Below are 13,389 nucleotides of genomic sequence, written 5' to 3'. Positions count from 1 at the left end.
TTTTGGCAATTTCTAGCTGTAGTTGGGGGCTTCTTGAGTCACCACGACGTCATGGACATGGCTTTCTCTTACGCCTTGTGCGCTTTGTTGCACGAAGCGTGTCTCGCTGCGCAAGGCTTCAATGGTTCGAGAGCCTGTATAGCCCATGCCGGCTCGCAAACCGCCGGTGAGCTGATAGACGATGCTCGAGAGCGATCCGCGGTAGGGGACTCGGCCTTCGACACCTTCTGGCACGAGCTTCTCCACGTCTTCGACATCACTTTGGGCGTAACGATCTTTTGCCCCTCTGGCCATGGCGGTAAGTGAGCCCATGCCGCGATAGCTCTTGTACGTGCGTCCTTGGTACAAGATCCTCTGACCTGGTGACTCGTCCGTTCCAGCAAACATCGAGCCGATCATGACGCAATGGGCACCAGCCGCGATGGCTTTGACGACGTCGCCTGAGTATTTCACGCCGCCGTCTGCAATAATGGGTATGTCTTTTTGCGCGGCAACTTTTGCGCAGTCAGCAATGGCGGTGATCTGTGGAACGCCGATTCCAGCCACAACGCGTGTCGTGCAAATCGATCCGGGACCCATTCCTACTTTGATACCATCAATGCCAGCATCGATAAGTGCTTTGGCACCTTCAGCTGTTGCGACGTTTCCTGCGATCAAAGGCGTGTCCGGATGCTGCGTCTTTATTTCCCGAATCGTGTCAATAACAGCGCGGGTATGACCGTGTGCTGTATCGATGGTGAGAATATCAACCCCGGCGGCAATCAGGGCTGCGACGCGTTCGCCGCGATCGGGGCCAACCCCCACTGCGGCGCCGACACGTAAGCGACCAAGGTCGTCTTTGATGGCATTGGGGTAGCGCTCCGCTTGCAGAAGGTCCTTGATGGTAATTAAGCCGACCAACTGTCCGCCGCTTCCGACCACAAGAAGCTTTTCAATTCGATGCTCATGCAGGAGTTCTTTTGCGCGCTGCTGAGAAACACCGGGCGGCACGGTCACAAGTTTGCGTGTCATGTGCTGCTCAACACTTTGGTCAAGCTTGCTTTGGAACCGCAGATCGCGGCTGGTGAGTATGCCTACAATGCGTTCGTTCTCAACGACAGGCAGCCCTGAGATATTGTGCAGTCTCATCAGACCCAAAGCATCACGCAGGCTGCGCGTCGGGTGAATGGTGACCGGATCAAGGATCATCCCACTCTCAGCTCGCTTTACCTTGAGAATTTCTCTTGCTTGCTCTTCTGGGCTTAGGTTCTTGTGGACAAAGCCTAGACCGCCCTCTCGAGCCATGGTGACTGCGGTTTTCCATTCGGTAACCGTGTCCATGGCACTGGAAACCAAGGGAATTGCTAGCTCGAGATTCCGAGCACAGCGTGTGCGAAGGTCGGCATCCCTTGGCAAAAAGTCCGCATAGCGGGGAAGTAAAAGGACATCATCAAAGGTTAAAGCTTTTCGGGGAGTCTCATCTAGCACGCTGCACTCGCTTTCAAATACTATTCGTGCGCCGCAGTATAGCCTCGTTTTATCTTTTGTGCCCGAGGAAATACACTCTTGCCAGCGATGACGGCACGCGTTAGACAAGTATCATGAGTTCTGAGGATCAAGGCGGCGAAAAACCGTCGCAAAATCAGCTACCTGACCATGCCCCGATTGCTCCTCCTCCAGCGCCCCACCAAGAGCGGGCGGCCGGGTATTTTGCCGGGGCCAAAGCCGGAGGGCAGCTTCCGGGCCCTGAGCAGTGCCAGAATGCCTTTTTCGCGCATTTTCTGGCGGCCATTGCCAACGTGGTGTGCTGCGGCTTTGTGCTGCCCATAGGTGCACCGCTGTTGGTGCTCCTTTTCTCAAAACAAAAGACGGCTTTTGAGCTCTTTCACATCCATCAAAGTGTCATCTTCCAAGGTGCCTTATTCGTGATCCAAGTGGCGTTGCAAATCTGGATCATGGTGTTGTCAATTGCTGGGGTGAGCCTGGCAAGTCTTTTGAACGTGTTGCATGTGCTGCCTGTTTTGATAGCTGTTGTTTACGCCATCATTGTTGGGATGGCTGCACGCCGCGGTGAGTGGTCAGAATATTTTTTCATCGGAGAGAAGGTTTTAAAAATGAAACCTTTCATCTCGTGATTTCAAGATCTTAAAAAACCTTTGCGAGATACAATCCAATCCACACCCCGGATAGCCCTAGTATTAGATTTCCCATCGTATTGGTAAGCGCCAGCACATGATTACCGTTTTGCATATAATGCACGGTGTCGTATCCAAAACTTGAAAAGGTGGTAAATCCACCGAGTAGGCCTATGACGATTGGAATGCGCCACTCCGCGCTTATTATGCTTCGTTCAGACAGCTGCATCACAAAGCCAATACAGAAGCAACCTAGAACGTTGGCTAGAAGGGTTCCATAACCAAAAGCGCTTCCCAAGTAGCGCTGTAGAGTCATACCCAAAGCATAGCGCATGAGCGAACCTACCGCTCCTGCCATGGCGACGGCCCACCAAAGTTTCATCGCTCGTTTCTCCTAGTCATCTTCTGCTTCCTCTGCTGGTTTTTCTGGGATACGGCACAATGGGGAAAAATCGCAAAAACCACAAGCCTCAGCGATGGGCCGTAGTACATGTTTTCCGCTTCTCATTTGAGTCGCCAGATCAACTACCCGCTCTCCAAGCACGGTGAGATGACGGTCGGGGTTGCTAACATGAAGCAAGTCTTCTATTGCAGTCGTAGACTTTTTCCATGCCGACGATGTCTTGGCCAGTACTCGAATCGAAGGGAGCGCTTTTTGATCTCCTAGACTCAAGAAACGCGCATCGATTTTTTCGTTTGATAGCATTTTTGTTTGGGTAGTAGCAGCGGCATAGAGTGAAAGCTGCAGGTGTTGTGAGCCAAACTTTGCGGGCTGAAGTTGCGCGCGAAGCGATCCCGTTTTGGCTCGTTTAAGATCACTCACACGAACCCCGCCGCGCCCTTCTTCTACAAGGTCGATCTTTCCACGTACAAAATAGGATGTCTCGCTTTGCGGATCGCTAATCTGCAACGCAGGCCAACCGTCTTTGAAGCCAAATGTCTGCTCAGGATGAATCGCGTGATAGCCGTCGTCGCTCCGATAGAGATCATCGATAAGACCTAGCAGCTGAGATGCGATACGATGAGCTATGGTAGCGAAGATGCTCGGGTGAAGCGAGGTCGCGGTGGCTTGTTGTTGTATTCGCGCTTCAATCGCATTGCTTGCGAGTTCGAGTGCCATTTTGCGATGCTTCTCGTGAAACTGGGATACTCCTTTTTGGATAATCGATGACATGGCATCTTCAAAACAAAGGTGTGCCAAGGTTCCTTGATCTTTTGCTTCGAGATCAAATTCGACATCACGATCATCTATTAGACGAAGACGTCGCGCTGCAAAATCTTGAAAGGGACAACGGAAGGCACGCTCAAGCTGCGAGGCGCTGAGGGGTGAGTTCTCGCTACCTATCGGATCCTCGAGACTTAGACTTTCGGCACTTAGAATCCCGGTGTAACTGTTCTGCGCCACTTTTCCAAATGACAGAGCGTGAACGAAACGGCTATGTTCGATGCCTATCCTTTGTTTGGCTGAAAGCAAAAGATCGTGGCTCGTTTCTGGCAGTGCACCTTTGTGTAGTGTCGCTCCAAGCATGCGGCGCGAAAGTGTCTTTCCGCGAGCATTGCGAAGGCACTCCGTCGCTGATGTTATGCCAATGGCCTCGGCGCTGTCTTTGAAAAACATTGAAGCACTTAGTGGTCGGCCTGCAGAATCGGTTTGGCAATAGCATAAGCAAAGCTTTTTTGTGGCGCTGAAAAGCCCTAAAAGAAAATCAGAGGCGGCGCGCTCTAGCGTTGTGTCGTGCAATACGGAGTCCGCCGTGGCGCGTGATGAGCAATCAAAACCCGCTTTGCTGTGACTGACAATGTCCTGGTGCATATGCCAAAGGTCGGAGTAGGGCAAAAGCGGGTTGTCTTTAGCAAGAGCAGCAAAACTTTCCTCGGAAAGATCGCAAAAAACGACTGCATCAAATTGACGGGCGGCAAGCATGGATAGCGAAAGCATCGCAATGCTATTTCCATGAACACTAAGCAGTGAAAGTGAAGCGTCCTGAAGCTCGGAAAACAATTGCTCAAACCAATGTTTTGATGGGTGTTTAGCGTCGAGTGATTTTGCTACCAACGAAAACCGATCCAGGATTCTATCCAAGCTTTCAAAAGCAAGCTCGTCCTGTCCTAGTGCTCTAGCGAGGTTGCGATTCAAGGGATCGCTGGCATGAATCATGGTGCGCAAGCTTTCCGGATGAATGTGAGGGCGCTCCAGTGATTGCTTGACTTTGAGTGCCCGAACGAGGCTACGAAAGCGATCAACGAAATCGTGCAGACTCATCTGCTCAGAAAATGGATCAAGGAGAAGGTGAAGCTTGTTGACGGCGCTTGCGCAGCTAAGCGCGCTCTGCGATTCCATCGCTTCAAGACTTTTTACAACGGTGGGCAACTCGAGATGGTGTGAAGAGGGGAGCGTCGAAAGAGTTTTTCTCAGGACTGAGCGTGTGATCGCTTGCTCAAAGAGTGTGCGCGCAAAGTCACTGCTGAGTACCGTGAACAATGTTGTCGCGGTCCATTGTGACTGAGTCAACTTCGTAAGCTCGCAAAGCCAACGAAGAAAGTGTGAGTTGAGCAGCGCAGGATAACGAGGTTGCTCAATGGGAATACCTTCTTGAGCAAGGGCCGTAGCCCAAAAATCCGCTTCCTTATTCAGAGTAGGGCAGCATACGGCAATACGGTGTGGCGCAATGCCTTCATCCAGCCATTGACGCAAGGTGCAAGAAACGATGGCAAGCTGTTCTGTGCGACTCGAAAGCTCGAAAGCCGCCACGCCTTCGAGTGGCTCAGCTGCGTTTCGGGGTTCATACAGCCGTGTAGCAAGAGATGCTCCGCAGCCATTTGCATCAAGGGATACCGGGATGGGATGAATGTTTAGTTGGCTGCTTTGAGCAAAACGCTCAAAGTCGTTCAGCATTCTGGAGATACGTTGCGCATAGATAGTCTCGCCGGGAGCATAAGGAAGCTCGATAGTAATGGAGCAACTTTCTAGCAAACGCTTGGCGATGGCTTCCCATAACGCAAGTCGCGCAGGAGGCAAATCGAGACAATAGCGCAAAGTAATCGACGTGGTCTCCCGAAGGAACTTCGGAAGTTCTGCGCCATTGTTGATGCTGCTTGCTGCAAACCAATGCGCTTCAAAAACATCCATGATGTTATGCGTTTCCTTGAACGCACTCCACCAGTCCATCATCGAAGCCATTCGCTCGAGTCGCTTCTTTCCCTGCACTGGAAGCTTCATCGCCGTGTCTTTTAAGGTGTCGGGGTTCGCGCCCACTTCTTGAAACAAACGCAATGCGTGCTGGATGGCCCCGACGAGTCCTGGTCGGCTCATTTGTGAGGTTTCCATCCATGTTTTGCATGGACTCTCATGAATCACGCTAGCTAGCCAGAGTCGCCCTGTGGCTTCATCGGGAAGTGATGTTGCATCAATAACCGATGTGATAATTTGAGTTTCAATTTCGTCTAGTTGCCACGCACAATTTCCTATCGAACTGTTGCTTTGAGCTTGCTCGGCAACATGAAGCATATGTTGCGCTTTCAAAGCATAGTTAGGAAAAACCGTGATGTCTCGAACACGCATCAGGTAACGAAATTAAGATATCCAAGGATAACGAGCGAGTTGATGAAATCAATTAGGAAGGCCCCGACTAAGGGCAACACCAAAAAAGCACGAGGCGCTGGTCCAAATTTTTCTGTAATGGCTTTCATGTTCGCGACTGCAGCGGGTGTTGCTCCAAGGCCAAAGCCGCAATGCCCAGCGGCCATAACGGCAGCGTCGTAGTCTTTGCCCATGACTCGAAAGGTAATGAAATAAGCGTACAAGCCCATGACCAGCACTTGCAGTCCGAGGATGATCAGCATGGGCCCGGCGGCGTTTGCCAGCTCGATAAGGTTCAGACCCATCATCGCCATCGACAAGAATATCCCAAGAAACACTGAGGCTAGTAAATCAACCAGCCAGGTCTGGATTAAATCAGGTTTGATGAAATAGATAACGTTGCGTGTAATCACGCCCACGATCATCGCACCGATGTACACGGGAAACGTAAGACCGACAGCTTCTATCCCGGCACTCACCCACGCCCCGGCCTTGATGCAAAGTACTACAATAATTAAGTGAAATACTGCGCGCTGCCCTGAACTATGCAACTGCCCGACTTCGTAAAAGAAGCCAGTGGTTGTTTCCTCTTGTCCTGTGCTCTCTTCAGAGTCCGAATTGGGGTCTTTGTCTGCTTCAAGCTTGTTTTTTTTCAAGAGCCGGCCACCGACGGGGCCTCCCAACAAGCCTGCCGCTACGAGACCGAAAGTTGCAGCTGCAACACCCACAACCGAGGCTGAGCTGTAGCCCGCTTCAACAATAACGTCTGAAAACCCAATGGCCGTGCCATGGCCACCGGTCAAGCTAATGCTGCCACAGAGCAAGCCAAGCAGCGGGGATTCACCTAACGCGGTTGCAGCAACGATGCCTGTTAGATTTTGCACGATAGTTAGGCCACCAGCGAGCAGGCAAAAAAGAGGCAGCTGCCAACTGGCTTGTTTAACTAAACCCCAACTGGCGTTCAAACCAATGCAGACAAAGAATGCGACCAGGAATGGCCGAATCATATCGACCGATGGGTTATCGAAAAGCTGTGTTTCGGTAAGTACCAGCCAGTTCCACCAAGGTACTTGAATTTTTTGCTCAAGAGTTATGTCTAGCCCCATCAAGTTGGCGGCTAAAATGAGCACGCATACGAACAACCCTCCGACCACCGGGGCAGGGATGTTAAAGCGATTTAGAACGCGGATTCGCTTAACGAACTGTTCTCCTAAAAGAAGCACAGGCACAGCGAGAACTAAAAGAATCCAGGGAGAAATTTTCACTACTGCTGCACTGTAAGGGATCGAGGGCCCTTGGGTAAAGTCCCAATTTTTTCCGAAAGTTCGCTATGTAGTTTTCGGAGTAGCCCTGGCCCTTCATAGATAAGTGCAGTATAGATTTGCACCAGAGTTGCCCCGGCTTTTAGGCGCTGAGCGATGTCCTCTGCGGTTTCAATGCCGCCGCACGATACAAGTACGAGTTTGTCCCCGGCTGTTTCTCGAAGCACACGCAGCACTTCGATTGCACGTGTTTTGAGGGGCTTTCCAGAAAGTCCTCCGGGTCCGATGTTGCCAAGTGCTTTTTGGTTTGTTGTTAGTCCGTCTCGGCTCAATGAAGTGTTTGTAGCGATGATGCCAGCGATTTGTGTCTCGATGGCGAGTTTTGCAATATCTCGAATCTCTGCATCACTAAGATCCGGCGCAATCTTTAGGAGGACTGGGCATTTTTTTTCAGTGGCAAGTTGGTTTACCGAGCTTAGCACCGGCCGCAGTTGTTCCACCGCCTGCAGTTTCCTCAGGCCTGGTGTGTTTGGGGAGCTAACGTTGATAACGAGATAGTCAGCATAGGGTAGAAGGGTTTTTGCGCACGCCTTATAGTCTTCTACGGCCTGCTCATTGGGAGTGTCTTTGTTCTTGCCGATATTTACACCGATGAAACAGTCGCCCTTACGGCGAAGTCGTTTGGCCACGGCCACTGCTCCCACATTGTTAAAACCCATGCGATTAATCAAAGCGCGATCGGCTCGGAGACGAAACAAGCGCGGCCGTGGATTGCCGGGCTGAGGCCGTGGGGTGACGGTGCCAACTTCGATAAAGGCAAAACCCATGCGGCCAAGAGCCTTAAAACCGGACCCGTTCTTGTCGAAGCCAGCAGCCAGACCAATGGGGCTGGCCAAGGCGCGGCCAAAAGCCGTTGTTTGTAGGTTATGCGGTGTTTGGGCGAAATATCGTGAGATAAGCCCTGAAACAAGCGGGATCGCGCAGATCAGGCGCCAAGCCCCAAAACCTACCTTGTGGGCAATTTCCGCAGGAAGCAGGAAAAAAAGTGATCGAATAACGCGTTGATATAGCATAGTGACTTGGTAACTTGTGCCGCCCTTTGATACACTACAAGTCATGGCTCCGGGGCAAGATTCTGAGATCCCACCGATACTTGGTGACGAAGAAGACCGAACGGTAATTGCGTCGAAGTTACCTATCGCTAAGCTTGCTAGCAACGACAAGGCTTATTTGATTGTCTTGGCAGGTAGCAATGTCGGGGAAATGTATAAGCTCGATGGAGCGCTGGTGATGGGTAGAAGCGAGGGCGCGAACGTTCGTATTATCGACGATGGCATTTCAAGGCAACACGCTCGTGTTTTTCTGAAAGACGGCTGCGTGTGTGTTGAAGACCTTGGTTCGACCAACGGTACCTTCGTAAATGGTGAATCTCTTGGCGGACCGCACTTGTTGCAAGACGGTGACAAGATCCAGCTCGGATCGACAACGATATTAAAGTTTACCTACCACGACCAGTTGGAAGAACAATTCCAGAAGCAGATGTACGAATCGGCTCTGCGCGATGGTCTGACAAAGATTTTTAATAAGCGTTTTTTCTTGGATCGTTTAGCGACTGAATTTGCTTATGTTACGCGCCACAACACGACGCTTTCGTTGTTGATGTTTGATATTGATCATTTTAAACGAATTAACGATACCCACGGCCATCTCGCTGGCGACTACGTGCTGGTAACACTTGCCAAAGGTATTGGCCATTCGATTCGTGCTGAAGATGTTTTTGCACGCTATGGCGGTGAAGATTGGTCTTGTTGTGTCGAGGCATTGACTACGACGCAACAGAGAGCTTTGCTGAACGAGTGCGCAAAGCAGTAGAAAATTATCGTTTTGAGCGAGAAGGCGTCCAGATACCGGTGACCATCAGTATGGGCGTCGCAATCGCGCCTGGTCCCAAAGTTGCCGAACCGGAGGACCTCGTGGCACTTGCTGACGAGGCGCTATATAAAGCAAAGTCAGCTGGTCGCAACCGCGTCATTATGGCAGAGTAGCGCCAATCATGCCCGGTAATAGTTTTGGTACCTCTTTTTGCATCACGACTGCAGGCGAATCTCACGGTCCGGCCAACGTTGTGATTATCGACGGCTGTCCTCCTGGTCTTGCTTTGAGTGAAGAAGACTTAGTACACGACCTCGTGCGTCGTCGTCCCGGGCAAAGCAAACTGGTTTCGCAGCGCAACGAAAGCGATACTCCTGAAATACTCAGTGGAGTGTTTGAAGGCAAAACAACGGGTACAAGCATTGCTATCTTAATACGGAATCAAGATGCACGTAGCAAAGACTACAGCGACATCAAAGACAAGTACCGCCCGGGACATGCGGATCACAGCTTCGATGCCAAATACGGTTTTCGCGACTACCGTGGCGGGGGTCGTTCTAGTGCGCGTGAGACTGTTGCACGTGTTGCCGCAGGGGCGGTGGCAAAGAAGCTTCTGAGGGAGTGGCTAAACGTTCAGGTTGTTGGTTATGTCACGCAGATTGGTGATGTCATTGCGCAGATCCCTGATCCAAGTAGCATTGAAGAAGCAAGCGTTGAGTTTTTCAAAGATGGAACGATGAATCCGGTGCGCTGCCCGGATCATGCTGCTTCAAAAAAGATGATTGCTCTCATCGATAAGGTGAGAAAAGAACAAGATTCCATTGGGGGCATAGCTGAACTTTGTGCTACAGGTGTCCCGGCGGGTCTGGGTGAGCCAGTGTTTGATAAGCTCAAAGCCGATTTTGCCAAAGCGCTTTTCAGCATACCGGCCGTGATTGGCGTGGAATATGGCTCTGGTTTTAGTGGAGCGCTCGAGCGTGGCAGCGTGCACAATGATCGCTTTGTGATGCGAGATGGGCAGGTCGCGACCGAAAGCAATCGGCACGGTGGTATGCTTGGCGGAATTTCTTCGGGTATGCCCATTGTGTTGCGCGCGGCGCTCAAAGCTACGAGCAGTCTTTCTCAGGAGCAAGATACCGTAACTCGTGACGGAAAGAGCAGCAGCATCGCCACCAAGGGTCGCCACGATCCCTGTTTGTTGCCGCGCTTTGTGCCTATTGCTGAAGCGATGGTTGCGCTTGTGTTAGCCGATCATTGGCTGCGCTGGCGCGGCCAGTGCGGCGTCTAGCTCCCTTAGTCATTTAGGCTAAGTATACGAATCTCGCGAGGAGGCAGTTTTCGGCTTGGTGAGACGTTAATCGTAGGCAGAGCACTCAATTCACCGCTATCTTCACGTTTGTAGCGCAATAGACCAAGCTTTGTATGCGGTACAAAGAGCAGTTGTGTTCCTTGCGAAAAACTCCCTTGTCCTAAGACGAAACTTTCTTCTGCCTCATAGAGAAGTTGGCCGCTTCGGGTAGAGAAATCCAAAATCCAAAATTCATCGTGGTTACTCTCAGCGTTTCCCGAAAAACCTACGGTATGTTCATCGAAAGAGACTAAAGATCCTTGAGGAACGACTACGTTCGGATCCTCGGATGCATACCAATGGTCTTTGAGGGTCGGCTCATTGCCAACGAGCTCGACTGCAAAAATACCAGCGTCTGCTCTGCGTTCCGCTCCAGCCGTAAAAGGAGTGCCTACGCACAGTACAAAAACAGTTTCAGCGTTGCTTGCCTTGGCCAAGCTGCCTGTTTACACGGAGCGAGATCAAGACGGCCGAGTGTCATGCTTGATAAATCGAGATACCCTAGAATTCCGCTAGCAGCTTTGGAGAAATCAAAACTGAGTCTTGCCATTGAGAAGATAAGGAAGGAGCCCAACTGGGTCATCAGAGCAGGTCGTGCATAGACAGTTGTCGCGCCTACCGAAGTATTAAATGATGCTAAGTCGATATGCCTGCGAATGCTTTGAGCTGGCAAATCAATTTGGATAAGATCATTGCCGGCATCAAGCTCTGAAGCATTGGGGTTGAGGTTGGGTTCATGCCGTGAAACAAAAGCCACCGTATCGCTGATTTGAACCCAGTCTTGCGGATTGGCGCGAAATCCAGTTTCGTTCGGTCCGTTCCCTTGGGTTTGAATCTGATCGATGATTTGACCGCTGTCGAGATCAATGCGGGTTACAACATCAATTCCCAAGCGATCAATCACCTTTAGTGTGTTGTCCTCGGAGGGATGACTTGGCAGCACCACATCTCCTCCAATGGTAGCGCTGAGTCCCGCAGCGGTTGTTCCTGAATCAATCCAAGCTTCAGTAATCAGTTCACCATCGGCATCAAGCAGGGCAATGGCCGAACTCACGTAGTCAGACGTAACCACTGCAAAACTAGGCTTGCGTTCAGGCGGACCCAGTTTTGCTGCTGGATGGGGGCTTTTTAAGTTGCATGCGCTTAGGCCAATCCAAGCGGCTGTTCGTATTGCTAGGGTCCATCGGTATGCCATGTGAGCTCCAGCGCGAAACTACGGCCCGGCAATGGAAAAGCCAAGAGATCTTTGTTGGCAGAGTCCAGGACATTACGAATCTGGAAGCGTAAATCAAGTGTTTTTCGGACCAAGGCGCTCTGAATTCCAGCGTTTAAAATGCACTGCTCCCGGAGCAGCACTGTATTGACCAGATCCGTGAAAAAATTACTGCGGTAGACCAGATCGGAAAATACCGCGAGTTCGTCAAACCATTTATCAGGGTAGAAAGTGTATTGCACTCGCGTAAAAGCAGACAATTGAGGTCGCAGCGGTAATGCTAGGTTTTGTGTGCTTTTACTTTTCATCACAGTGGCGTTTGCGATGACTTTCAAAGCACGTTTCCACTCAAGAGATGTGTTTGTTTCAACTCCGTAAATCTCGGTTTGACCGCCAAGATTGCGAGAGGCGAAGTTACTCTCGTCATTGATTTGGTTAAACACAATCATGGATTCGATTCGACTGGCGAACAGCCTTATTTGCATACCGCTTTGCAGCTCTCCGAGCTGTTCTGAAAAGTTGACTCCCACATCCGCTAGGTAAGCGGTTTCTGGTTCGAGCGAGGTGTTTCCGAGCAACAGTCCTTGATCACCAAAGAGTTCAATCATACTAGGCGCGCGTGCAGCTCTCGCTAGGCTGGCGGTAAGTGCCAAGCCAGGCCAGAGCGCGAGAGCCGCACCGAGTCGAAAGGTTGAGATGAGTTGGGTGCTCGAGGACGATTGCACTGCAGTATCAGAGAGCTTGGCGTGAATCAGCTCCATGCGCGCCGAGGGTCTAAGCTCAAAAGGCAAGGCTGCGAGTTTGCTTTTGATAGGCATTTCCATGGTTGCAGCCAAACGATCACGTTGCGAGCCATCTAAGGCTTCTTGTGCGTAAGCATCTTGTGGCGAGAACATTTCATGTTGCCAATCGAGTATGCCTGTCAGGTTGAGCCAGTCGATTAAGCGTCTCTCGGCAGCGGCTCGCAGCTGTGTACGGGTTGAATGATTGTCGCTGTCTTGGTGTCCTAATCCAATTTCACTAAAACGGTCAGAAAAACGATTTCGGGTATGAGCAATCGACGCCAACAACTCGGTGCGCCAGAGTAGTTTGCCACGCGTGGATCGTTCTTTTGAATATTGCAAGGCTCCGATAGCGCGCGCGAGGTTACGGCGCGCATACAAGCTGCTCTGCACGGCAGGCCCTGGCTCTCCGCTGATGCGCTCGAAAATAAAAGCTAGCGCTTCAAGTTTTCCTCCGGCTAGTGGGGCCTCAAGGTGAAGCAGTCCATAGGCTTGATCTTTGTGATTGTTGCTTCGGGTGCGTTTCTGATCATCGCTGCTGTCGAACAGGGTGCCGCGTTGATCAGTGTACTGAAAGTCACCGTCTGAGTGTGCAAATCCACTTACGCCCGTCCATTTTAGACCGCTAGCACTTTTAGCTGAAACGGATAGATTTGTTGTAGCGAGGCCGAAGGATCCGATACCTGTGTTCAGTTCGGCCGAGCTGTGCTCGCTTTGCTGCGGAACAATGCGTAAGGTTCCGCCAATACCGGCAGTCCCGAGCCAGGCTGGCGTTGAGCCACGAAACACTTCAAGGCGCTCCACCATGTGAGCGGGTAGGGTCGACAGATCAAAGGCTCCGCCATCAGCACTTTGCAGTGGGATAGTGCCGAGCAGAACGGTGGTCTGGTCAAATTCAGCTCCCCGCAAAGATAGCGACGAAAAAGAAGCAAAATCACCAAAACGTTGCACACGTGTTCCTGGAACTTGCAACAGCAACTCTTCGGTCCGCAGGACTGCAGTGCGTTGTGTATCAACAGCAACCACCGATGCTGTGCTCGTCACATCTTCTTCATAGCTACTGCTGATAGGTCGTTCAACTTCAGCCACTGCCTGGTATTGGGCGAGAGCAGTTGCGCTGCATAACATGCCTAACAGTAGCCATGCAGTTCGTAGGACCTGTTTTTGGTGAGCTCGCCGTGACATGGATGCATTTAAAAACAAAAGGGGAGCTGAGAC

General features: G+C 51.2%; 10 protein-coding genes and 1 pseudogene. 3 read left to right on the top strand and 8 right to left on the bottom strand.

All coding sequences use genetic code 11. The features are described 5' to 3' along the window. Positions 1 to 12: 12 nt before the first annotated feature. Positions 13 to 1,467, bottom strand: a complete 1,455-nt coding sequence (gene guaB, locus IPJ88_16245) for an IMP dehydrogenase (protein ID QQR89715.1) — start codon at positions 1,465 to 1,467, stop codon at positions 13 to 15. Between the two features lie 113 nt (positions 1,468 to 1,580). Here guaB and IPJ88_16240 point away from each other — a divergent pair, with 113 nt between their 5' ends. Further along, positions 1,581 to 2,114 (top strand): DUF4870 domain-containing protein, encoded by a 534-nt coding sequence (locus IPJ88_16240; protein QQR89714.1) that lies wholly within the window; start codon positions 1,581 to 1,583, stop codon positions 2,112 to 2,114. A 10-nt stretch (positions 2,115 to 2,124) separates the two neighbouring features. On the opposite strand, the gene crcB is transcribed toward IPJ88_16240, so the two are convergent. Genes crcB through IPJ88_16220 form a run of 4 tightly spaced genes read right to left on the bottom strand, consistent with a single transcriptional unit; the run spans position 2,125 to position 8,029 of the window. Continuing rightward, positions 2,125 to 2,496: a fluoride efflux transporter CrcB gene (crcB, locus tag IPJ88_16235; GenBank protein QQR89713.1), complete on the bottom strand. Its 372-nt coding sequence runs from the start codon at positions 2,494 to 2,496 to the stop codon at positions 2,125 to 2,127. Between the two features lie 12 nt (positions 2,497 to 2,508). Beyond that, a complete protein-coding gene (locus IPJ88_16230; GenBank protein QQR89712.1) occupies positions 2,509 to 5,622 on the bottom strand; it encodes a PD-(D/E)XK nuclease family protein in 3,114 nt (1,037 codons plus the stop codon). Positions 5,623 to 5,675: 53 nt separating this feature from the next. Continuing rightward, complete coding sequence (gene gltS / locus IPJ88_16225) at positions 5,676 to 6,959, bottom strand: sodium/glutamate symporter (GenBank protein QQR89711.1); 1,284 nt, start codon at positions 6,957 to 6,959, stop codon at positions 5,676 to 5,678. Then, positions 6,959 to 8,029: a quinone-dependent dihydroorotate dehydrogenase gene (locus IPJ88_16220; protein QQR89710.1), complete on the bottom strand. Its 1,071-nt coding sequence runs from the start codon at positions 8,027 to 8,029 to the stop codon at positions 6,959 to 6,961. The genes gltS and IPJ88_16220 overlap by 1 nt, the downstream gene beginning before the upstream one ends. Before the next feature lie 43 nt (positions 8,030 to 8,072). On the opposite strand from IPJ88_16220, the pseudogene IPJ88_16215 reads away from it, so the two are divergent. Together IPJ88_16215 and aroC are read left to right on the top strand one after the other, a co-directional pair. Beyond that, a pseudogene (locus tag IPJ88_16215) lies at positions 8,073 to 9,001 on the top strand (GGDEF domain-containing protein). 8 nt (positions 9,002 to 9,009) lie between these two features. Beyond that, positions 9,010 to 10,116: a chorismate synthase gene (gene aroC, locus IPJ88_16210; GenBank protein ID QQR89709.1), complete on the top strand. Its 1,107-nt coding sequence runs from the start codon at positions 9,010 to 9,012 to the stop codon at positions 10,114 to 10,116. A 5-nt stretch (positions 10,117 to 10,121) separates the two neighbouring features. On the opposite strand, the gene IPJ88_16205 is transcribed toward aroC, so the two are convergent. Genes IPJ88_16205 through IPJ88_16195 form a run of 3 tightly spaced genes read right to left on the bottom strand, consistent with a single transcriptional unit; the run spans position 10,122 to position 13,299 of the window. Then, complete coding sequence (locus IPJ88_16205; GenBank protein ID QQR89708.1) at positions 10,122 to 10,613, bottom strand: hypothetical protein; 492 nt, start codon at positions 10,611 to 10,613, stop codon at positions 10,122 to 10,124. After that, positions 10,568 to 11,371, bottom strand: coding sequence for a hypothetical protein (locus IPJ88_16200; GenBank protein QQR89707.1), 804 nt, complete (start codon positions 11,369 to 11,371; stop codon positions 10,568 to 10,570). Before IPJ88_16200 ends, IPJ88_16205 begins: the two co-directional genes overlap by 46 nt. Further along, positions 11,350 to 13,299: a TonB-dependent receptor gene (locus tag IPJ88_16195; GenBank protein QQR89706.1), complete on the bottom strand. Its 1,950-nt coding sequence runs from the start codon at positions 13,297 to 13,299 to the stop codon at positions 11,350 to 11,352. The genes IPJ88_16200 and IPJ88_16195 overlap by 22 nt, the downstream gene beginning before the upstream one ends. Positions 13,300 to 13,389: the final 90 nt, after the last annotated feature.

Source organism: Myxococcales bacterium (assembly GCA_016699535.1).
Classification (GTDB): Bacteria; Myxococcota_A; Polyangia; order Polyangiales.
Note: the sequence above shows the minus strand (reverse complement) of the source record. Positions and strands in the feature narration are given on the sequence as shown.